The sequence below is a fragment of the Flavivirga rizhaonensis genome (assembly GCF_004791695.1).
Lineage (GTDB): Bacteria > Bacteroidota > Bacteroidia > Flavobacteriales > Flavobacteriaceae > Flavivirga > Flavivirga rizhaonensis.
Genome location: NZ_SRSO01000047.1, coordinates 1 through 20,013, shown reverse-complemented (window position 1 = coordinate 20,013; position 20,013 = coordinate 1). Strand labels below are relative to the sequence as shown.

The following is a 20,013-nucleotide window of genomic DNA, read 5'->3' as shown; positions in this document are numbered from 1 at the left end:
TGTAGGTTATTAAAGAAATAGGGCAAAAAAAAATCGGAACTCAGATTTGTTCCGTAGGCTTTTATTGCAATAAAATAACATAATAATGCCTTTTTATTTGGTTTTTAACATAGAAACTGACGTTAATTTAATCTTTATCAGTCGAATTAAGACCTTCATCACTCAACCTAATAACCTCTTCGATCATAATATCTCGTTGATTGAAGACTTCTTCAAAAGCACCACCGCCATAAAGTTGACTTGCCAATGTTGCTTTAATATACTGTTTTATTTCTTCATGATACGCCACAAAAGTAATTTTAGAGCTAGTACGTACATTTAAGTAATCTTGAAAAGCAAACACGAAGTCATCACTCACTTCAAACGAATCAATAAAATCCTGTCTTGAAATACCATCATATACGTGCCTATCTTTTTCCAGTTCTTCAAATACAAAATTTCCAAAATATCCGTGACGTTGTATGAATGTTAAGGTTTCATTCTGCATGCTATTATCTATTGGGACAAATACATCCGGAATAATACCGCCACCGCCATATACAATCTTTCCTCCTGGTGTCGTAAATTTTAATGAATCTGCTACTTTAATCTTTTCTGGATCTAAAAGCTCACCACTTTCCAGTCTATTAAAATACTCATCATAATAATCTTTATTCCCATTTTTATATGAACGCTGGATGGAACGACCTGTTGGTGTATAATAACGTGAGACCGTTAAACGCACCGCACTACCATCTCCTAAATCCATTTCGCGTTGCACCAAACCTTTACCATAGGAACGACGCCCTACTATGGTGCCTTTGTCATTATCTTGCAAGGCTCCTGCAACAATCTCGCTTGCCGACGCAGAATTCTCGTCTATAAGGACGTACACTTGTCCTTCTTCAAAATCACCTTTACTGGTTGCAAAGCTTTTTTCAATATTTCCTCGTTTATTTTTAGTGAATAAGATTAACTTATCATCTTCTAAAAATTCATCTACTATTTGCTCTGATATGCTTAAAATACCCCCAGGATTATTTCTTAAATCCAAAGCAATTTCAGTAGCACCTAATTCCAAAAGTTTATCTAAACCTTTTTTAAATTCCTTATAAGTAGATTCTGCAAAACGATTTACTTTTATATATCCTAATTTCTCGGTTAACATATAAGCTGCATCGACACTTTTAATAGGAATATTTCCTCGCTTTACTGTAAAGTTTAAAAGTTTTGGTTCGCCTCTTCTATATACTTTTAAATTGACTTTAGTATTAATAGGTCCCTTTAGTTTTTTAACCATTTCCCCATCATTCAACCTCTCTCCAAAAAGTGTGTCATTATCTGCCATGATAATCCTATCGCCTCCCTTAATACCAGCTTTTGCACTAGGACCTCCTTCTATAGCTCTAATAACTGCAATAGTATCTTTATAAGGATAAAAGCTAACACCAATACCTACGAAATCACCTTTCATTTCTTCTGCAACTCGTTCCATGGCTTCTTTAGGAATGTACACAGAATGCGGGTCTAAATTATCTAAAATACCATTAACAGTAACATCAACAATACTATCGGTATTTATTTCATCAACATAATCGTAATCAATATAATCAATAAGCCTGTTAAGCTTATCTTTTTTACTATTTGTAGAAAACAGCCTATCTGGCGAATCTCGAAAATCTAGTTTTCCGCCAATAAAAATGCCCGCTGCAGTTGCTACGCCCAAAATTAATGGTAAATATTTTTTTTGAAATGACATTATACTTTTAAATCTTCTATTAATTTAAGGTCTATTCCTGCTTTTTTTAGGAATTTCAAACCTGAATCATCTTTATAGGCTTTATGATATACCACTTTAACAATCCCCGACTGATGTATTAGTTTACTACATTCTTTACACGGTGACATGGTAATATATAATGTGGCACCTTTACATGATTGCGTAGAAGCTGCCACTTTTAAAATAGCATTGGCTTCTGCATGCAATACATACCATTTTGTGTAGCCTTCATCATCTTCACAAAAGTTTTCAAATCCAGATGGTGTTCCGTTATAACCATCAGAGATTATCATCCTATCTTTTACAATAATCGCGCCAACCTGTCTCCGTTTACAATAAGATAGTTTTCCCCATTCTTGAGCTATTCTTAAATAAGCCTTGTCGTACTTAAGCTGTTTATTTTCTGGCATTAATTTATTTATAATTTATGGCGTGCTGTTAAACGATAAATGACTTCCAAAAGTCAATTCTTGATAAAAATCGAGAGCTTCCTCAACAATACCTCAACCCTCCACACGAAACGATATAACGAAGATACTTGGTTCGTATTTTAATTACAACGTAAGTTCGTTAAAATTTTGAGAAAGTTATTTTATCAATATTATTGAAAGTTAAGAAAAATCCTTCGTTAAGAAATATTCTAATTCAAGTTTATTTTATTATCTAAATGTTAATATTGAGAAACTAATTATGATTAAGACAAGAAATCACTATTTAATATCATAGGAATAACTAAACCGACTACGATGGCAGATATTACCATGATCCAATCACGCTTAGAAAACCTAAAAATAGTCTGTACAATATAGCCTAAAAATAATACTATAAATACAATAATTACTTGAGCAAGTTCAATTCCTAAAGCAAATTCTAATAATAAGACTAATTTATTATCAGAATCCCCTAAAAACATTTGAAATTCGCGTGCAAACCCTAAACCATGTATCAAACCAAAGAATAAGGTTGATAAGAACAATACGCCAACCTTTTCTTTTTGTGCACCTTTTCCAGCAGTAAAGACATTAAAAAGTGCCACTACTAAAATAGTAATAGGAATTAAAAACTCTATAATTTGTGCATTCACACGAACTACATTATACGCAGCTAAAACGAGCGATAGTGTATGCCCTAAGGTAAATATAGAAACTAATAGGAGTACCCGCCTCCAATCTTTGAACACATATGGAACAGTTAAAACAATAAGAAATAAAACGTGATCGTATGCGTTAATATCTAATACATGATTGATACCATACTCAACATTAAACCAAAAGTTTCCTAGCATAATAATTTTTAAGATTAGGGGATTTTTCAAATATACAATTAATTAGATTCTTTTAAAATGGTATTATATTTTTTATCTAATTGAAAGAGTATATCTTTGTATAGCACCTTTTAAACGAAGCACAATGTGTATTAAAACTTTAAGTATTTTAAGTCTATTAATTATGTTTTTTTCTTGCAAAAAAGATCAAGAAAACAGCACTAATAACAATACTGAAAGCAACGAGAGTAAAGAAATAACAGAAAAAGATATTTCAAAAATTAACTATATCGATTTTGCATTGGATTTAAAAACAGAAGATGTTATTAAAGATTGGCAAGAATACTACCAGTTACAAGAAGCTATAGCTAATATTAAAAAAGGTGATTTAAGTTTTTTTAATGATAATGAAGAAAACAAAGTAACTATCAATACATTATTAAAAGAGTTAAGAGTAAAAATTCCAAAGCAAATAAATTCACCTTCTATTGTTGCTAGAATTACCGCCTTGGAAACAAAACTTTATAAATTAGAGAGTTTATCAAATTTATCTACCACAAGTAAAAAAGAGCTTACTGCAACTATTAAAGACTTTTTGGTTGCCTTTTCTAATCTAAATTTACAAATAAATAAGAAAATAGAATTTGATTCCCGAAAGATTGAAAAGCCTGAATAATTTATGATACGGCTATCTAAAAAGTAAAATCAATCCTGTCATCCTGAAGAGCACATATGTGCGACATGAGAATCTTTTAAATTAAACAGATTACGACAGTCGTCCTTCCTTCTCAATGACACTGAATTTTCACTTTTTAGATAACCTTATTTTATTTCATTAATTTTTTGGTTGGGCTGCTTGCGCCTGTAGCGCTTGCTTTTGTCTTAATAACTCGTTTTTTGTTATTTGAATTAAATTAAAGTTAGGCGCTATTTTTAAAGTTTCATCCAAAACATCAACAGCTGCATCAATATTTGTTTTTGTGTCTTTATTATAAATAACTAATGCATTTAAATACATGAATGCAGCCTTTAAAGACACCTCATACGGGGTCTGTTTCTCATAATAAGCCTTCTTCATATCGTCTTTAGAATTTGCTAAACCATAAGTAATGTGCTTTTCTGCTTCTACTAGTTTTTGAGTTTGCAAATTAAGTTCTGCTAATTCATAAGCAATTAACGCGTTTGGCTTTCTCTTAAACATTTCCTCAAAAAACCCAATGGCTAATTCTGGCTGCTTAACCGATTTTAAAGACAATGCTTTTACCTCCACTGCAATATCAGAATCTGTAGTACTTTTTTCTATGCCAATAGTATTAAGAGCTTGCATATATTTACCTTCAGTCATATATAAGTAAGCTAACGTATCTTTTCTTGCTTGAGATGGTGCTAATAAATTTAAATGAGTCATCCCATTTATAATACCTTGAACATCGCCTTGAGCCTTCATTTGCTTATAATAAGCTTCATAATGTTTTATTAATTCTGAGTTGCTTTGTGCATTTAACATAAAACTGCTAGCTAATAAAATCAATCCTAATAATCTTTTCATTCCTCTAATATTTATTTTAACGTGCTAAAACTATAAAAAATTAACATTTAAACTCTTAAAAGTATGCTAATTATTTTTGCCTAGGCTAAATTAGTTGTGTTTTTCAGAAATTATAAAGCATCATTATTTTAGTATAATGAATTATTGCTAATTAAACCTTTGCTACAAGGAAAAATATATTTTTAGGGAAATTTAAAAAATTTAACTATATTTAAGATTACTAAATTCAATTATTATGGGAATTAAGAGTTTTCTAGCTTCACGAAAAAAAACACAAAAAAATATACCTACCACACCAATTAAGGTTAGTGACTATATGACTACCAATTTAATTACGTTTAAATCTGATCAAAGAATTGAACAGGTTATTGATGCCATAATAAAACATAGAATTTCGGGAGCTCCTGTAATAAATGAAAAAAACGAATTAATTGGTGTTATTTCTGAAGGTGATTGTATTAAACAAATAAGTGAAAGCAGATATTATAATATGCCTATGGATAATGCGACTGTTGAAAAGCATATGGTCAAAAACGTTGAAACCATTGATGGCAATATGAATATTTTTGATGCTGCTAATAAGTTTCTCGCCTCTAAAAGAAGACGTTTCCCTATTGTTGAAAATGGTAAATTAGTAGGGCAAATAAGCCAAAAAGACATCCTTAAAGCAGCTCTTGCCTTAAAAGGACAAAACTGGAAATAGAGACAGTTAAAGCCTAATTCTTGACTCTTTTAAAGCATTTGGATGATCTGTGATAATAATCTTTTCTTTTTCATTACTTATTAATTCTACAATTTTAGAATAAGCATATTCTGGAATTGGTTCGTTCAATATTTTCCATTTAGCAATACCTGCTACGGTTAATTTTTCACCAATTTCAATAATACCTTCTTCATATCGTAGTCTTTTATTGAGCCCAAAAAAGCCTTCACTATCAATATTGTATGTTCTAAGTAATTCTTTAAATTCTGATGTTGGATCATTGAAAACTCCAGAATTAGCTTTTTTATCTTTAACTAAAAAACTCTTATAATTTTTGGGAGACGATTTTGGCCTTATTATGACATAACTTCCGTTATGCTCTAGAAAAAAATCCTGTGTTTTTTCTTCATCTACAATAGTCTTCCAATATGAGCTTTTACCCGAACTTACTTTTTTCTCTATTCTCATAGTATAAAAAACACATTTTCTTTTACTTAATGGTGCTATTAAAGGATCCTTTACATGTAATGCTTTTCCATGCACTTTAACAAATTCGTTTGCTTTTAAACTTGAAATAGCCCTATGCCTAGTTTTGGAAAGCTTTCTTAGTATGATTTGCTTTTTACTAAAATAATATACTAAAAAGACAAATAGTATAAGTCCCGAAATAACAATAAAAGGAATAGGAGTTATACTAAGGACTGAAACTAATATCATAAAGGGTATTTTATAATATGAGTAAGTATTTTTAATTATTTGTTACAAGGTTTACCCTTCGCGTTTTACTAATGCATAATAATCTCCTTCTAAAGGTAAATATCCCTGATCGTAGACAAAATAATATACAGTACCTGCTTTTGTTGTATAGATACTTGTAAAATAATTGAAATCGAAACCTGCTTCTATGAGTTTAGCACGAGACGTTTTTGTTTTTTGTTCTGGGTTGAGTGTCTCCAAAATTCTATAATTTTTTCGCAGCCTGTTATTGGTATTACGTATTAAATTTTTGCTGTCCTTGTTTACTCTATTGTTATAAGCATTTCGGCAGCCATCGTTACAGAATTTCTTATCTATTCTACCTACAATCTTATCACCACATTCTAAACATTGTTTTTCCATAACTATTTTTTTTCAATTTTATACCAACGAAGCTTTAGTTTTTCTTCTTCAAAATAAAAATCTTCAACATACTCTAACCCTATTTTTAAAAGGGCATTGTGCGAAGCTCGATTCCCTATTTCTGTCATACCATATAGTTCTGGAAGTTTTAAAACATTAAAAGCATAATCAACTGCTTTTTTACCTGATTCTGTTGCATAACCCTTACCCCAAAAACGTTTTATTATTCTGTAACCTACATCATAAAATTCGGTAAAGCCATTCATAGTATATTCTGTATTAAGTCTTAATCCAGACCAGCCCATAAACTCTTGTGTTTCCTTATTAATTAATGCCCAACGACCAATGCCACGATCTGTATACTGCCTTAGAACACCTTCCAAAATTTTCTGTGATTCTTCTTTAGCTTTCACAGGTTTATTTCCTAAATATTTATGTACTTCGGGGTCGGAATCTAACTCAAACATCCCATCTAAATCGGACATTCGTAATTCTCTTAAAACTAACCGTTCTGTTTCTATATGAAATGTCATAATAATTTAATGTCTTACCAATTACCTGCATACCCCAAATCGAGGCTTGTTTTCTCTTTTAAATAATTATAATCATATTTTAAAATTTGTCTTATGTGTAAATAGTCGTGAGCTAACCAATTCGTTAAAAACAATTTTGCAGACATATCACCCAATTCAGGATGTGACAATTTGCTTTCCCAATTAGCGTCTAGCTTACTTTTTAACCATATTATAGATGCTTTCCGTTCTTCCAAAAAAGCAAAAAGTATATCGTTGTAATTTTTAGTGTTATAAGCTCTTTCTTTAACCCACCCAACTGGGTCAATCGGTACTAATGATTTTTCAGGGGTTTCAAGTGCGTGAGCTACACGAGTTTTAAAATCATCTCGTTCTTCGTCTAATAAATGACATACAATTTCTAACAAATTCCATTTTTCTGGTTGGGGTCGCCATAAATATTGCTTGTCCTTTTTAGACATTAAAAGGTTTTTAAATACTTGTTGGTTGTTTTCTAATTGTTGTATAATTTCTTTAATAAACATCTGCATATAGATTTTATGTCTTAACTAAGACCAGATACTTTCTGGTATATAAGTGCCTCCCTCAAATAACCTAATGACCTCCTGCAAACTTTTTCTTATTCAGGTTTCCATGTACCTAAACCAAAAATAGACATTTTCATCATTGTTCTTAAATTTTAGTCCGCACATTTATTGTTTTTTCAATAGCATGAACTACGTTTACATTTTTATTAAAATTTTTCTCAAAACCTGTTTTGCAAGCAATCAAAAGGCATCTATATACAATAAGGGACAATATAAATAAATAAATTATCTTTATAAACCTTCCCTACGTTCATAGTTCATAATTATATAGATTACTACTAACATTCAAAATTTATTATTATGGCAATTTTTTCAGAGTTTTTGAAAGGACAATTTAAATTGAGGGACTTTTTATTTGGTGTTATTATTGGTGCTGGGCTATGGAGTGTTTTTTGGTGTTTTAATATCCCTTACGATAACTGCGATTACTGTGATAATCCAAACCCAAAAAAACAAGAAGAATGTCTTGAAGCCTGTGAAAAAAGACAAAGTTGTTTTTGGTAATTAAAAAAAACTCTAGTACCACAAAGGTGGGTCTATTAAAACTAAGTCAATTATCAGGCAAATTATCCGTTTCCAAACGACTACAAACATTTACAAACGATTTTAAATAAGTAAGTACCGAATAACATTTGGTGGCTGTTTCATATTTGCAGTGTTGAATCAATGAAGGTTCAATAGCATTAACTGTTTAAAATTTAGAAATTATGAATACATTAAGAAACAAAGTACAACTTATTGGAAATTTAGGACAAGACCCAGAAATCATCACCTTAGAAAGTGGTAAGAAACTAGCAAAGTTTTCATTAGCTACTAACGAGAATTATAAAAATGCATCTGGAGAGAAAGTGACTCAAACTGACTGGCATAATTTGATTGCCTGGGGCAAAACTGCTGACATTATTGAAGAATATGTTACCAAAGGCAAAGAGATTGCTATTGAAGGTAAATTAACGAATCGCTCTTATGAAACTAAAGAGGGAGAGAAGCGATATGTGACTGAGATTGTTGTTAATGAATTCCTTATGTTAGGGAGTAAGTAGTAGGAAACCTGTTATGTAAAAAAGAGTTCCAGTAGGGGCTTTTTTTTAATTCAAAACTATACTTCGTCACTAAATCTAATTTGCTGACGAAGTATAGTTTTTGTATATTTGCAATAAATAAGAATACAATCAGCACAACAAAACTACATATAGATACTTTCAAAAGTAAGTTTAAGGATATTGAACCTATATCTGTGAACGATATATTTTCCTTTTATCAGAAGTATGAAAGCAAGGTTAAAAAGACGACTATTAATTGGCGTATTTACACCCTGATTGATAATGGAATTATACAAAGAATAGGAAGAGGAAAATACAAACTTGGAAAACAAAAAGGATTCAAACCAGTAGTATCCGAAGAAATCCAAAGTTTATACTTGAAACTCAAAGAAGAATTTCCGTTTTTAGATATTTCAATTTGGTCTACTAAATGGGTTGCGCAGTGGATGCTACATATTCCTAATAACTATGAAACTATTATAGAAGTAGAAAAAGGTTCTGAAGAGAACGTTTTTTATTTCCTTTCAGGTGTTCGAGATAATGTTTTCTTAAACCCATCAAAGGATATTTTAGATAAATATGCAAATAGAAATGAAAGCATAGTTATCATAAAGAACTTAATAACCGATGCGCCTCTTCAAGATGTAGAACAAGTTAAGGTTCCGAGTATAGAAAAAATACTTGTAGACCTTATTGTAGATACTGAATTATATGCAACGTATCAAGGTCGTGACCTTGATAGCATTATTGAAAACGCATTTCAATACAATACGATTAAAAAAGATACTTTACTTCGATATGCAGATAGAAGAAGAAAAAAACCATTTGTAAAAGAAAGAATCTATAAAAATGAGAATAAATGATTTTACCTGAAAGCCTACATGCAGATTGGATTAATTCAAATAGAGAAAAATTCCATGCTGACCCAATAATTATAGAAAAAGTAATTAGAGCATTAGCTTTGTTAGAAGCCCTACAACTTGTAGGCCTTAATTTCATTTTCAAAGGAGGTACATCATTAATGCTAATGATACAAGAGCCGAGAAGATTTTCAATTGATATAGATATTATCATTGAAGATAAAGAACAAGATATTGAAGCTCTATTAGAAAAAGTAGTGGCATCTACCGACTTTGTAAAATGGGAAGAAAAAATAAGACCCCCTAAATCAGGTATAGAGAAACGACACTTCAAACTATTTTACACTCCTCAAACAAAACAAGATGGAGATATAAATAATATTTTGCTTGATATTGTTTTTGAAGTGAATCCTTATATAGAAACGCAAGAGATAGAAGTTTCTCATTTCCTTTTATCAGAAAAAGGAGAGCGAATAAAAGTTATTACACCAACACTCGAAGCAATTCTGGGAGATAAATTAACAGCTTATGGACCCAATACAACTGGAGTCCCATTGAGCAAACCAAAGGAAGTTTTAAAACAAATTTATGATGTCGCAAGTATTTTTGATAGAATACTATCACTCAATGGTGTTCGAGAAAACTTTATAAAAGTAGCACATGGCGAACTTGCTTATAAAGGATTAGACCCTAACAATTTTCAATTGATAATAGATGATATTGTTGATAGTTCTTATAATTTCTGCACAAATGGAAAAATTGATAAAGATACGTTTAAGACAATGCAATCTGGGGTTAGTAATTTAGCAGGTTTTATTTATGGCGAAAAATTCAGAGAACCTCAAGCTCAAATTGCTGTAGCTAAAGCATCTTATATAGTAAAACAAATAGAGCGAAATAAAACTGATATTGAAAGGTTTGATAAATCTGTTGATATGAAATCATGGGTAATAAAAGACCATAATTATTCATTTCTTAATAAGTTAAAGAAACACAATTTAGAAGCATTTCATTATTGGTATAAAACACTTCAAGAACATGAATATTGAAGAACTTAAAATAATCTTGAAAGATAGAAACATTACAGATTTATAAAGTTTATGATAAAGTGCCAGAAGCTAAAGACTTTATTGGTGTTTTTGTTCCTTTTGAAAAGAAAGTTATAAATCAAAAGTTGAATTGGATTCGTAACAATGGACGTCAATCATTTTTAGGGACCAAAAGCGAGAATTTCAGCAAAATCATTCACGATTATAACAAAGATCAAAAAGGGTTCTACAAATGGAAAAATGCTTTGGAAGAAAGACTTATTTAAATAAGGCGAAAACTTAGTCGTAGCTACAGCGCATAATGTTGTAGCTTGGGGTAAAACAGCTCAAATAATCGAGAAATATCTCACCAAAGGAAAAGAGATTGCTATTGAAGGTAAATTAACATCTCGTAGTTATGATGATAAAGATGGTAATAAACGTTATGTAACTGAGGTTATAGTTAATGAGTTGCTCATGTTAAGCAAATAATTTAGGTAATTATTAGACTTCTCTTAGGTTTCTTAAAAGTTTTAATTTGATTAACTTAGCTATATAATTATAGAACTATGGATTTACAAGCAGAAAAAATAGAACTAGTAAAATTATTACTTGAAACCCAAAAGGAGTCTTTAATTAAAAAAATTAAAACTCTTCTTAAGGATGAAAGTGAAAATAAAACTTTTGAATTACCTGAATCTCAAAAAGAAGAGTTAGATAGACGGTTATCTAGAATGGAAAAAGGAGAAACTAAATTCTATACTTGGGAACAAGTTGAGCAAAAGCTAAAACAGGCTTTATGATTTATGAAGTTTTAGTTTCTGACGAAGCTATCTTTGATATCACTGAAGCATCATTTTGGTATGATAAACAAAAAAAGGGTTTAGCAGATAAGTTTCAACAAGATATTAAAATAGGAATTGATTATCTGTCAAAAGAACCTCTAACTATTCAAAAAAAATATAAGGACGTACATATTTATTTTACCAATGTTTTTCCTTTTGGTATACATTATGTTTTAAAAGGCAAAACCGTTAAGATAATAGGTGTTTTTCATACTAGTAAAGACCCAAAAAATTGGTCTAAACGTTTATAAATTATCTAAAATCAAAACTGGTCGGTAGTCTGAAATAAAATATCTTAAATAAGCTCTAAAATTTTTAGAGCTTTCGTTTTTCCATAAATTTGGAAAAATAACTGAATCAAAAAAACATCACTTAATCCTTTTTATTTTTATGATGATAAAAATGCGATTTAGTCAAATTGCTTATTTTAATGTGGATTTTTAACATAGAAACTCACTTTAATTTATAGGAGATTCTTCATTTTCATTCTGAATGACATTTTTTAGACACCTTCATTATTTTTCACATTATCAACATTATAATAACCCCCTTTATTTTCTTTTCTATCTAAAGACTGTCTGATGATTAAGTGAGACACGTTGATCATATTTCTTAATTCACAAAGCGATGTGGTTATTTTAGATTCCTTATAAAGATCTTCAACTTCATTATAAATTAAATCTAAATGTTTGATAGCTCTTTTTAATCGTTTATTACTTCTCACAATCCCGACATAGTTTCTCATTAGGGCTTGCAATTGCTTTAGGTTATGTTGTATTAAAATATGTTCCTCAGGAATAGTAGTGCCCTCATCATTCCAATCTGGAATATTAACATCTAACGATTTATACTCATTTTTAGAATGGTGTTTAAATATATTGTGAGCATACACCAAGGCTTCCAACAATGAATTTGACGCTAATCTATTAGCTCCGTGTAAACCTGTTCTCGAGCATTCGCCACAGGCAAATAAATTATCAATCGTCGTTTTTCCTTTTTTACTAACTTTAATACCTCCACACAAATAATGAGAAGCTGGAATAACAGGAATCCAATCGGTTTCTATATTTATATGATGCTCTAAACACTTTTTATAAATATTAGGAAAATGATCTTTAAATGCATCTATATCTAGATGTGTACAGTCTAAATACACATGAGGATCTCCAGATTTTTTCAGCTCATTGTCTATACTTTGAGATACAATGTCTCTGGAAGCCAATTCTGCACGTTCATCGTAATCGGGCATGAAACGATAGCCTTTTTTATTCCGAAGATAAGCTCCAAAACCTCTAACGGCTTCTGATATTAAAAAAGAAGACTCTCCTTTTTCTTCATATAAAGCCGTTGGATGAAACTGAACAAATTCCATGTCTTTTATACGCGCTTTGGCTCTATAAGCCATTGCAATACCATCACCTGTAGCAATAACAGGGTTTGTTGTATGACCATAAACACAACCAATACCACCAGAAGCCAGTAATGTACTGTTTGCTTTTATTGTAAAAATATCACCCGTATTTTCGTTAAATATATAGGCTCCAAAACACGCTAAAGGTTCAGATTCGTAATCTTTAATGTGGTGATTGGTAACCAAATCTATAGCAAAATGATGGGGTAAAATGGTAATATTTGGTAATTGATGTGCACGTTCTAATAGTGCACGTTCTATTTCGTAACCTGTAATATCTTTATGATGAACCACCCGATATTCCGAATGTCCGCCTTCTTTACCTAAATCGAATTTTCCGCTGTCATTTGTATCAAAATTTGCTCCCCAAAGCAATAATTCTTCAAGTCGTTCCGGCCCTTCTTTTACAACAAGTTTAACAACACTTTCTTTACACAAACCATCACCAGCAATTAAAGTGTCCTTGATATGTTTTTTAAAGGAATCTTGCTCTTTATCTAGAACTACAGCAACACCTCCCTGAGCATATTTAGTATTTGATTCTTCTTCGTTAGCTTTTGTAACAATAACGACCTTTCTATCTGGGAATTTTTCTGCAATTTTAACTGAAAATGTTAACCCTGCAATCCCTGAACCAATAACTAAATAATCTGTAGTAACCATTTTATTTAGATAATTCTAACATGCGTTCTATAGGTAACAATGCTTTCTTTCTAATAGGTTCGGGTACTTCTATTTGCGGAGATTCGTTTAATAAACAATCGTAAAGTTTTTGCATAGTATTCATTTTCATAAAATGACACTCGCTACAAGCGCAAGTATTATCTTCTACAGCAGGTGCAGGAATAAGCTCTGTATTTGGCATTTCTTGTTGCATTTTATGGAGAATACCTGCTTCTGTAGCCACTATAAATTTCTCTTCCTGATGTTCTTTTACATAATTTATCATCCCTGATGTTGACCCAACATAAGTTGCTGTATTTAAAATATGCCCCTCAGATTCTGGGTGCGCTATAATCTTATAATCTGGATATTTTTTATGTAATTCAATTAACTTATCCATTGAAAAGGCTTCATGCACGATGCAACTCCCATCCCAAAGTAACATATCTCTTCCCGTTTCTTTAATAACATACTTTCCAAGATTCTTATCTGGTGCGAATATAATGGGGGTGTCTTTTGGTACCGATTCAACAATCTTTAACGCATTTGAAGAGGTACATACAATATCACTTAACGCTTTAATCTCTGCCGAACAGTTTACATAAGTAATCACAATATGATCGGGGTGTTGTTTTGTAAACTTTTCAAAACTATCCGGTGGACAAGAATCTGCAAGAGAGCATCCTGCATTTAAATCGGGCAACACTACGGTTTTTGTTGGATTTAATATTTTAGCTGTCTCAGCCATAAAATGCACGCCTGCAAAAACAATAACATCCGCATCTGTTTCGGCAGCTTTTTGTGATAAACCCAAACTATCTCCTACATAATCCGCTATATCTTGTATTTCTGCAACTTGGTAATAATGTGCTAAAATTACAGCATTCTTTTCTTTTTTAAGGCGTTTTATTTCTTTTACTAAATCCATTTTATTAATCTTCACCACGTTACACAACAATCTAAGTGTTTTGCAACGGCTATATTTTTGCAAATATCTTAATTAAAATTGTATTGAAAATCACATTGCAGTAAAAATTGTGAAGAAATTAAGCATCTTCAAAAAAACTATGAGATAGCAGAACCTAACTCAAATAAACACTTTAATATTTCATAAAAATAGAATAGAATTATATTGAAAAAATTATTTTCTTATAAGGTTCTGACTTTTAATGGATAAACTTTCAATTTCTACTCTAATTAAACTTAAAGCTGCTTCGCTTTTATCTAATTCATTTAGAACTACATCTTTAATATCTTCAAACACATTTTTCAATTCGCAGAACATCGTTTTGTAATAAGAAATACCTTCTTTCATATTGTTTGTAAAAGTTAGTAAATATTTTTCTTCTTTTTTTGTAATTGATTGCCTTACTTCTTCCAATTTATTCTTTAAATAATCCATGTAAATATGTAATTCTTTAATAAAGAAATTGGGTCTATCATGACTTTCAACCATATTATCCCTTCCATAAATATGGTCAGTAATATTCTTTAAACTCATAACATTAGAATAATATGCCATATTAGGTCCTGGACAAATAGAGACACCTTCTCCTTCTACTCTTGTATCTAAATTATATGCTAATAGAGCAGAAGTCCCTAAGCCTACACAAGTACAAGATTTTTCTATTATTTTATTAAATTTAGCTTGGTACTCTTTTGATGACAACCCTTGCGCGTCTAACTCTTTTATTTTTAAATGCTGATATTCTCTGGAAGCGGTACATATTCCCTTTTCTTTGAATTCTTTATTTAAAGCAACAAACTTCTTTGGGCAAGCACTACCTGGCCGTCCCTTATTAATATACTTTTCCTTTTCAAGGTCTTTAGTATTATCTCTAAGATTATTAAATGGAATACCCAATGGCGAAATATCACTTAGGTATAAATCTTTCTCTTTAGCTCTAGTTAACTTATCTAATGTCTTTTCATCTACGGTTGTGGCTTCTGGAACTAATAAAAAAGGCGTTCCCCAGCCTACAGAATCTAATTGGTATTGATTTATTAAAAACTCGTGTTCTTCCTGAGTTCCAACACCTCCTTGAGCCGTTAGTTTAATATCTAATTGATTATTTGGAGTAATGCGTTTTTGATTCACAAGTTCTTGGTTTAATAGCTGTTGTATGGATGTTCTTAACTCATCTCGCTTTTCTTTAAACTCAGCTAAAACGGGTCCTAAAAGATAACCATCTGTAGCAAAAGCATGTCCCCCGCAATTTAGTCCAGATTCAATTCTATATTCTGAAACCCACAAGCCTTTTTTTGCCAAAAATTTACCTTGAATTAAGGCTGATCTATAATCACTTACTTTTAGAATAATTCTTTTTTTGAAATTTCCATTTTCATCTGGGAAAAAACTATCAAATTGTGACATATAACTATACAACCTAGGGTTCATACCTGCAGAAAGTACTACAGAGGAATTTAGTTTACTATTCGCAAAGCCTCTTAAAGCAGCATGTGCATCATTGTATTCAACTGGTAGTTTTTCGTCTTTCTTATAGTTATCCTTATCTACTTTAGTCATAATATTAACATCAATAGATCCCATAGATAAATTGTCTGCTGCCCATTTTTTAACTTCGGAAAAATTAAATTCTTTCGATGTTAAATTTTTAAATTCGTTCTTTATTTTAGAACTATCCGGCAACATGTTAATGTAAGCACGAAGCTCATTACTTTTTTCTGTAGTGATATTCTTTAACAAAGAGAACTTCTTATCAGCTAAATCATTTATTAAGTTTAAATACGATGTGATTCTTTTGGCTCTAAAATCATCTATCTTATCTGTAATTTCTTTATAAGGAACTTCAAATTTTTCACTGTACATTTTTCTTAATTTCTCCAATAAGATATCATCAACTAGAGAAATGACAGAATCCATCCCGTACTGCGCCACTTTTAATGGTGTATCTATTGTAAAACCTATGCCCATTACAGGAATGTGAAACGAATGTGTCTTTTTCATACTTGTTGTTATGTTAATCGACAAATATATAATCTCTAATAGGTATAGAACATGACATATATCATGCTTTAAATAACCAAACACCTTAAAAAACTAACAATGAAATAGTTAAAACCTTAATTTCTATTAAAAACAACTTTAATTTATTTAAACAGTAAGAGATTGCACCTAATAATTTATGTGTTATTAACAAAATATGAAATGTACCTACAACAAACTATAAATACCATCCGGTTTTGTGTCTGGGTAATTGATTAGAAATCTGGAGATTTAAACCAAGCATTTGGCAAACCTAAGAAGTTTAAATATTATGTACCAACCCGACAACTCACGACAAAGGAGAACATTATAAAACCATTATTGGATAAAAAAAGATATTATACATGAATCTTGTATTAAAAAAAGTGGTGGAAATACATCTTTAGATTTCCTTAAGTATTTAATATCCTTTTAAAATAGGATTTCCATTGTAAAGAAAAAGGGATAGCTCCCTTTTTTTTTAATTATTCACAATTAGAATTCATCAAACTAAAAAAATTGATAAATCTTAATCCAGCCTGCATCCTTTAATGAAAGCTTCACTATTTTTACAGTTAATTTTCAATAGAACGAATTTATGTCTGTAGAACCTAAGCTAACGAGATTTAATCAAACAGTATTGTCAAAATATCAGATATACAACAGTATATTTATGACACTCCCTTTTGATTCTATAACAAAAACCGGAGTTTTACTCCCTTTATTTCATGAAACTTGCGAAAAAGGATTCAAAAATGGTGATGACCCTACCACCATTGTTGAATCATTTTTTGAAAAATACCAAGGGAGAAGAAATAAAGAAAGTCAAATAAACCTATTATTCAGGTTTATACAATATATTGAAAGACAAGTTGTATTATTTGATGCTATTGAAGATGCTGCATATCCTGTGGTAAATAATATGGATGGGGTTGGTACGCTGAGAAACTTAAAAGGAACTGCTAGGTCTGAAGGAAATTTAGAGGAATTAAAAAGCTTTCTGGAAGAGTTTAAAGTTCGTATTGTTCTAACAGCGCACCCTACACAATTTTATCCAGGCTCAGTTTTAGGGATTATCACAGACTTAACAAAAGCCATCGAGGAAGATAACCTTTCTGAAATTCAGAATTTATTTGGTCAATTAGGTAAAACACCTTTCTTCAAACATAAAAAACCGACACCTTATGATGAGGCTAAAAGCTTAATCTGGTATCTGGAAAATGTATTTTATAAAACTTTTGGAGAAATCTACAACTATATCCAAACTAACATTTATGCTGATGGCAAAAAGCATAATGATATTATAAATATAGGATTCTGGCCAGGCGGTGACAGAGACGGTAATCCTTTTGTAAAACCAGAAACTACTTTAAAAGTCGCCAAAAAACTTAAGCGATCTGTTCTTAAAAAATATTATCAAGACCTTAAAGATTTGAGACGTAAACTTACGTTTAGAGGTGTTGAAGAACGTGTAATAAAACTTGAAACTATACTTTATAAGTATAGTATTGATTTAAACTATAAGAAGGCTATTACCGAAAAAGAGCTTATTCTTGAATTATTAAGTATAAGAAATTTGGTTGTTAAGGAACATCAGTCTCTTTATGTAAATGAATTAAATCATATTATAAACAGAGTACATCTTTTTGGTTACAGATTTGCAACTCTAGATATTAGACAGGATAGCAGAATTCATCATGCTGTTTTCACGACAGTAATAGATCACTTAATTAAAACAGGCAATAGTTCATTCCCTGAAAATTATCATGATTTATCTGAAAAAGAACAAATTAAAATATTATCTGAAGTATCTGACACTTCTGTTGATATAAATGTTTTTGAAGATGAAATGGTTTCTAATACGCTGAAAACCATTCAAGTCATTAAAGAAATTCAGGAGCTTAATGGTGAACGTGGTGCAAACAGATACATTATTAGCAACAATCAAACCGCTTTAAATGTCATGCAGCTTTTTGCTATGCTTAAATTGGTTGCATTTAAAGATAATTTAACGGTAGATGTTGTTCCTCTTTTTGAAACTATTACCGATTTAGAAAATGCTCCTGATGTTATGGAGCAGTTATATACCAACCCTGCATACAGAGCGCATTTAAAGAATAGAGGTAATAAACAACCTATCATGCTAGGGTTCTCTGATGGAACCAAAGATGGCGGGTATTTAATGGCGAACTGGGGTATTTACAAAGCCAAGGAATTACTAACAGAAATGTCTAGAAAATATGACATTACAGCTATATTCTTTGATGGCCGTGGAGGACCACCAGCCAGAGGCGGCGGTAAGACACATAACTTCTATTCTTCATTAGGGCCAACTATTGAAGACAAAGAAGTGCAACTTACCATTCAAGGGCAAACTGTAAGTTCTAATTTTGGTACTTTAGATTCTTCACAGTATAACCTGGAACAATTAATAAGTTCTGGTATTAAAAACAGAATAGACGGAGAGAAAAACAAAATGTCTGATGAAGACAGAGCTGTAATGAATGACCTTGCGGAAACTAGCTACCAGACTTATAAGGATTTTAAAAGTCATGCTATGTTTATTCCTTATTTGGAACGTATGAGTACTTTAAAATACTATGCTAAAACAAATATTGGTAGTAGACCATCAAAACGATCTAATTCTAATGAGTTAGTGTTTTCAGACTTAAGGGCTATTCCATTTGTTGGGTCATGGAGTCAATTAAAACAGAATGTACCTGGTTTCTTTGGTGTTGGTACTGCCATGAAAAAGTATGAAGACAATAACGAATTTGATAAAGTAGAACAACTGTATAATAATTCGAAATTCTTTAAAACGCTTTTAGAAAACAGTATGATGTCTTTATCAAAATCATTTTTCGATTTAACCAAGTATATGGCAAAAGATGAAGAGTTTGGTGAGTTTTGGAATATTATTTATGAAGAATACCTAACAACCAAAAGACTCCTACTAAAACTAACTGGCTATAAAGAGTTAATGGAAAACGAACCCGCAGGAAAAGCTTCTATTGAAGTTAGAGAATCTATTGTATTGCCGTTATTAACCATACAGCAGTATGCACTTAAAAAGATTCAGGAATTGCAAAAAGCAGATGTAAAAGATGAAGAACAGATAAAAATTTTCGAGAAAATAGTAACGCGTTCTTTATTTGGAAATATTAATGCTAGTAGAAATTCTGCTTAAAAACTAAAGGCTGTCTAAAAAAGTGTCATTCAGAACGTAGTGAAGAATCTCTTGAAAATTAAATACTTGCTTATCAATGTTTTGAGATTTTTCACTGCGCTCAAAATGACAATTTGAAAACTTTTCAGACAGCCACTTGTTTTTTTATTTATCAAGTTTCAACCATTCTGATAAACCATCAAGTTCGGTATGTGGGTAACTAACTAAAAGCAGCTTGCTAAGCCAATACATGATACTTTGCATTTGTTCGTTTTTATATTGCCTTTTTTCTAATTGAGACAAGAGCAATATACATTCAAGTAACGATTCCTGCATATAACTAAGTTCATTTAGATCTGCAATAGGCAATTTTATACCATTTCTTTTGTTAATTTACTCAATAAATTGTATATTGTAGTATGGCAAAACAAATAGATATAGAAATAAAAGAGAGTGAGTCTGAACTAAAGTCACTACTAAATAATCAGAGCCAACTT

22 protein-coding genes and 1 pseudogene are annotated in these 20,013 nt (G+C 31.0%); 11 read left to right on the top strand and 12 right to left on the bottom strand.

What is annotated here, in order from left to right; all coding sequences use genetic code 11:
- Positions 1 to 127: 127 nt before the first annotated feature.
- From EM932_RS20180 to EM932_RS20170, 3 genes are all read right to left on the bottom strand, one after another.
- Positions 128 to 1,738 carry a S41 family peptidase gene (locus EM932_RS20180; RefSeq protein ID WP_135879017.1) on the bottom strand — a complete coding sequence of 537 codons (1,611 nt, stop codon included), beginning with the start codon at positions 1,736 to 1,738 and terminating at the stop codon, positions 128 to 130.
- Positions 1,738 to 2,169 carry a deoxycytidylate deaminase gene (locus EM932_RS20175; RefSeq protein ID WP_135879016.1) on the bottom strand — a complete coding sequence of 144 codons (432 nt, stop codon included), beginning with the start codon at positions 2,167 to 2,169 and terminating at the stop codon, positions 1,738 to 1,740. The genes EM932_RS20180 and EM932_RS20175 overlap by 1 nt, the downstream gene beginning before the upstream one ends.
- Before the next feature lie 284 nt (positions 2,170 to 2,453).
- Complete coding sequence (locus tag EM932_RS20170) at positions 2,454 to 3,044, bottom strand: HupE/UreJ family protein (RefSeq protein WP_135879015.1); 591 nt, start codon at positions 3,042 to 3,044, stop codon at positions 2,454 to 2,456.
- A 124-nt stretch (positions 3,045 to 3,168) separates the two neighbouring features.
- On the opposite strand from EM932_RS20170, the gene EM932_RS20165 reads away from it, so the two are divergent.
- Positions 3,169 to 3,699 carry a hypothetical protein gene (locus tag EM932_RS20165; RefSeq protein ID WP_135879014.1) on the top strand — a complete coding sequence of 177 codons (531 nt, stop codon included), beginning with the start codon at positions 3,169 to 3,171 and terminating at the stop codon, positions 3,697 to 3,699.
- A 159-nt stretch (positions 3,700 to 3,858) separates the two neighbouring features.
- On the opposite strand, the gene EM932_RS20160 is transcribed toward EM932_RS20165, so the two are convergent.
- Positions 3,859 to 4,572 carry a tetratricopeptide repeat protein gene (locus tag EM932_RS20160; protein ID WP_135879013.1) on the bottom strand — a complete coding sequence of 238 codons (714 nt, stop codon included), beginning with the start codon at positions 4,570 to 4,572 and terminating at the stop codon, positions 3,859 to 3,861.
- A 235-nt stretch (positions 4,573 to 4,807) separates the two neighbouring features.
- Between EM932_RS20160 and EM932_RS20155 the strand changes: the two genes are divergently transcribed.
- Positions 4,808 to 5,275 (top strand): CBS domain-containing protein, encoded by a 468-nt coding sequence (locus EM932_RS20155; RefSeq protein WP_135879012.1) that lies wholly within the window; start codon positions 4,808 to 4,810, stop codon positions 5,273 to 5,275.
- A gap of 6 nt (positions 5,276 to 5,281) precedes the next feature.
- On the opposite strand, the gene EM932_RS20150 is transcribed toward EM932_RS20155, so the two are convergent.
- The 4 genes from EM932_RS20150 to EM932_RS20135 are packed head-to-tail and all read right to left on the bottom strand — an operon-like array spanning position 5,282 to position 7,451.
- Positions 5,282 to 5,992, bottom strand: a complete 711-nt coding sequence (locus EM932_RS20150; protein ID WP_135879011.1) for a GIDE domain-containing protein — start codon at positions 5,990 to 5,992, stop codon at positions 5,282 to 5,284.
- Positions 5,993 to 6,043: 51 nt separating this feature from the next.
- Positions 6,044 to 6,394 carry a hypothetical protein gene (locus EM932_RS20145; RefSeq protein ID WP_135879010.1) on the bottom strand — a complete coding sequence of 117 codons (351 nt, stop codon included), beginning with the start codon at positions 6,392 to 6,394 and terminating at the stop codon, positions 6,044 to 6,046.
- Between the two features lie 2 nt (positions 6,395 to 6,396).
- Positions 6,397 to 6,927, bottom strand: coding sequence for a GNAT family N-acetyltransferase (locus EM932_RS20140; RefSeq protein ID WP_135879009.1), 531 nt, complete (start codon positions 6,925 to 6,927; stop codon positions 6,397 to 6,399).
- 14 nt (positions 6,928 to 6,941) lie between these two features.
- Positions 6,942 to 7,451 (bottom strand): DinB family protein, encoded by a 510-nt coding sequence (locus EM932_RS20135; protein ID WP_170179859.1) that lies wholly within the window; start codon positions 7,449 to 7,451, stop codon positions 6,942 to 6,944.
- Between the two features lie 363 nt (positions 7,452 to 7,814).
- On the opposite strand from EM932_RS20135, the gene EM932_RS20130 reads away from it, so the two are divergent.
- The 8 genes and pseudogenes from EM932_RS20130 to EM932_RS20095 all read left to right on the top strand — a co-directional run bounded on the left by EM932_RS20130 (position 7,815) and on the right by EM932_RS20095 (position 11,541).
- Positions 7,815 to 8,018, top strand: coding sequence for a hypothetical protein (locus EM932_RS20130; protein ID WP_135879007.1), 204 nt, complete (start codon positions 7,815 to 7,817; stop codon positions 8,016 to 8,018).
- 203 nt (positions 8,019 to 8,221) lie between these two features.
- Positions 8,222 to 8,557: a single-stranded DNA-binding protein gene (locus tag EM932_RS20125; protein WP_135879006.1), complete on the top strand. Its 336-nt coding sequence runs from the start codon at positions 8,222 to 8,224 to the stop codon at positions 8,555 to 8,557.
- 194 nt (positions 8,558 to 8,751) lie between these two features.
- Complete coding sequence (locus EM932_RS20120) at positions 8,752 to 9,420, top strand: DUF6577 family protein (protein WP_135879005.1); 669 nt, start codon at positions 8,752 to 8,754, stop codon at positions 9,418 to 9,420.
- A complete protein-coding gene (locus EM932_RS20115; protein ID WP_135879004.1) occupies positions 9,417 to 10,466 on the top strand; it encodes a nucleotidyl transferase AbiEii/AbiGii toxin family protein in 1,050 nt (349 codons plus the stop codon). The genes EM932_RS20120 and EM932_RS20115 overlap by 4 nt, the downstream gene beginning before the upstream one ends.
- Before the next feature lie 59 nt (positions 10,467 to 10,525).
- Positions 10,526 to 10,732: a hypothetical protein gene (locus tag EM932_RS20110; RefSeq protein WP_135879003.1), complete on the top strand. Its 207-nt coding sequence runs from the start codon at positions 10,526 to 10,528 to the stop codon at positions 10,730 to 10,732.
- A 31-nt stretch (positions 10,733 to 10,763) separates the two neighbouring features.
- Positions 10,764 to 10,937: pseudogene (locus EM932_RS20105) on the top strand (single-stranded DNA-binding protein); the annotation flags it as partial.
- Between the two features lie 77 nt (positions 10,938 to 11,014).
- Positions 11,015 to 11,248: an addiction module protein gene (locus tag EM932_RS20100; protein ID WP_135879002.1), complete on the top strand. Its 234-nt coding sequence runs from the start codon at positions 11,015 to 11,017 to the stop codon at positions 11,246 to 11,248.
- On the top strand, positions 11,245 to 11,541 hold the full coding sequence (locus EM932_RS20095) for a hypothetical protein (RefSeq protein ID WP_135879001.1): 297 nt from the start codon (positions 11,245 to 11,247) through the stop codon (positions 11,539 to 11,541). Before EM932_RS20100 ends, EM932_RS20095 begins: the two co-directional genes overlap by 4 nt.
- Positions 11,542 to 11,792: 251 nt before the next feature.
- Here the strand turns inward: EM932_RS20095 and nadB are convergent, their stop codons facing one another.
- From nadB to EM932_RS20080, 3 genes are all read right to left on the bottom strand, one after another.
- A complete protein-coding gene (gene nadB / locus EM932_RS20090; RefSeq protein WP_135879000.1) occupies positions 11,793 to 13,364 on the bottom strand; it encodes an L-aspartate oxidase in 1,572 nt (523 codons plus the stop codon).
- A 1-nt stretch (position 13,365) separates the two neighbouring features.
- A complete protein-coding gene (gene nadA, locus EM932_RS20085) occupies positions 13,366 to 14,292 on the bottom strand; it encodes a quinolinate synthase NadA (protein ID WP_135878999.1) in 927 nt (308 codons plus the stop codon).
- Between the two features lie 213 nt (positions 14,293 to 14,505).
- Positions 14,506 to 16,332, bottom strand: a complete 1,827-nt coding sequence (locus EM932_RS20080) for a hypothetical protein (protein WP_135878998.1) — start codon at positions 16,330 to 16,332, stop codon at positions 14,506 to 14,508.
- Positions 16,333 to 16,948: 616 nt separating this feature from the next.
- Here EM932_RS20080 and EM932_RS20075 point away from each other — a divergent pair.
- Positions 16,949 to 19,537 (top strand): phosphoenolpyruvate carboxylase, encoded by a 2,589-nt coding sequence (locus EM932_RS20075; protein ID WP_135878997.1) that lies wholly within the window; start codon positions 16,949 to 16,951, stop codon positions 19,535 to 19,537.
- A gap of 144 nt (positions 19,538 to 19,681) precedes the next feature.
- On the opposite strand, the gene EM932_RS21135 is transcribed toward EM932_RS20075, so the two are convergent.
- Positions 19,682 to 19,852, bottom strand: coding sequence for a hypothetical protein (locus tag EM932_RS21135; protein WP_211344331.1), 171 nt, complete (start codon positions 19,850 to 19,852; stop codon positions 19,682 to 19,684).
- Between the last annotated feature and the right edge of the window lie 161 nt (positions 19,853 to 20,013).

Bases quoted from the DNA above. Each gene is read 5' to 3' on its own strand.
- EM932_RS20165 (WP_135879014.1), top strand. From the start codon at position 3,169: ATGTGTATTAAAACTTTAAGTATTTTAAGTCTATTAATTATGTTTTTT.
- EM932_RS20155 (WP_135879012.1), top strand. From the start codon at position 4,808: ATGGGAATTAAGAGTTTTCTAGCTTCACGAAAAAAAACACAAAAAAAT.
- EM932_RS20145 (WP_135879010.1), bottom strand. From the start codon at position 6,394: ATGGAAAAACAATGTTTAGAATGTGGTGATAAGATTGTAGGTAGAATA.
- EM932_RS20125 (WP_135879006.1), top strand. From the start codon at position 8,222: ATGAATACATTAAGAAACAAAGTACAACTTATTGGAAATTTAGGACAA.
- EM932_RS20095 (WP_135879001.1), top strand. From the start codon at position 11,245: ATGATTTATGAAGTTTTAGTTTCTGACGAAGCTATCTTTGATATCACT.
- nadB (WP_135879000.1), bottom strand. From the start codon at position 13,364: ATGGTTACTACAGATTATTTAGTTATTGGTTCAGGGATTGCAGGGTTA.
- EM932_RS20100 (WP_135879002.1), top strand. From the start codon at position 11,015: ATGGATTTACAAGCAGAAAAAATAGAACTAGTAAAATTATTACTTGAA.
- EM932_RS20170 (WP_135879015.1), bottom strand. From the start codon at position 3,044: ATGCTAGGAAACTTTTGGTTTAATGTTGAGTATGGTATCAATCATGTA.
- EM932_RS20135 (WP_170179859.1), bottom strand. From the start codon at position 7,451: ATGTTTATTAAAGAAATTATACAACAATTAGAAAACAACCAACAAGTA.
- EM932_RS20175 (WP_135879016.1), bottom strand. From the start codon at position 2,169: ATGCCAGAAAATAAACAGCTTAAGTACGACAAGGCTTATTTAAGAATA.
- EM932_RS20115 (WP_135879004.1), top strand. From the start codon at position 9,417: ATGATTTTACCTGAAAGCCTACATGCAGATTGGATTAATTCAAATAGA.
- EM932_RS20075 (WP_135878997.1), top strand. From the start codon at position 16,949: ATGTCTGTAGAACCTAAGCTAACGAGATTTAATCAAACAGTATTGTCA.
- EM932_RS20140 (WP_135879009.1), bottom strand. From the start codon at position 6,927: ATGACATTTCATATAGAAACAGAACGGTTAGTTTTAAGAGAATTACGA.
- EM932_RS20160 (WP_135879013.1), bottom strand. From the start codon at position 4,572: ATGAAAAGATTATTAGGATTGATTTTATTAGCTAGCAGTTTTATGTTA.
- EM932_RS20180 (WP_135879017.1), bottom strand. From the start codon at position 1,738: ATGTCATTTCAAAAAAAATATTTACCATTAATTTTGGGCGTAGCAACT.
- EM932_RS21135 (WP_211344331.1), bottom strand. From the start codon at position 19,852: ATGCAGGAATCGTTACTTGAATGTATATTGCTCTTGTCTCAATTAGAA.
- nadA (WP_135878999.1), bottom strand. From the start codon at position 14,292: ATGGATTTAGTAAAAGAAATAAAACGCCTTAAAAAAGAAAAGAATGCT.
- EM932_RS20150 (WP_135879011.1), bottom strand. From the start codon at position 5,992: ATGATATTAGTTTCAGTCCTTAGTATAACTCCTATTCCTTTTATTGTT.
- EM932_RS20130 (WP_135879007.1), top strand. From the start codon at position 7,815: ATGGCAATTTTTTCAGAGTTTTTGAAAGGACAATTTAAATTGAGGGAC.
- EM932_RS20080 (WP_135878998.1), bottom strand. From the start codon at position 16,332: ATGAAAAAGACACATTCGTTTCACATTCCTGTAATGGGCATAGGTTTT.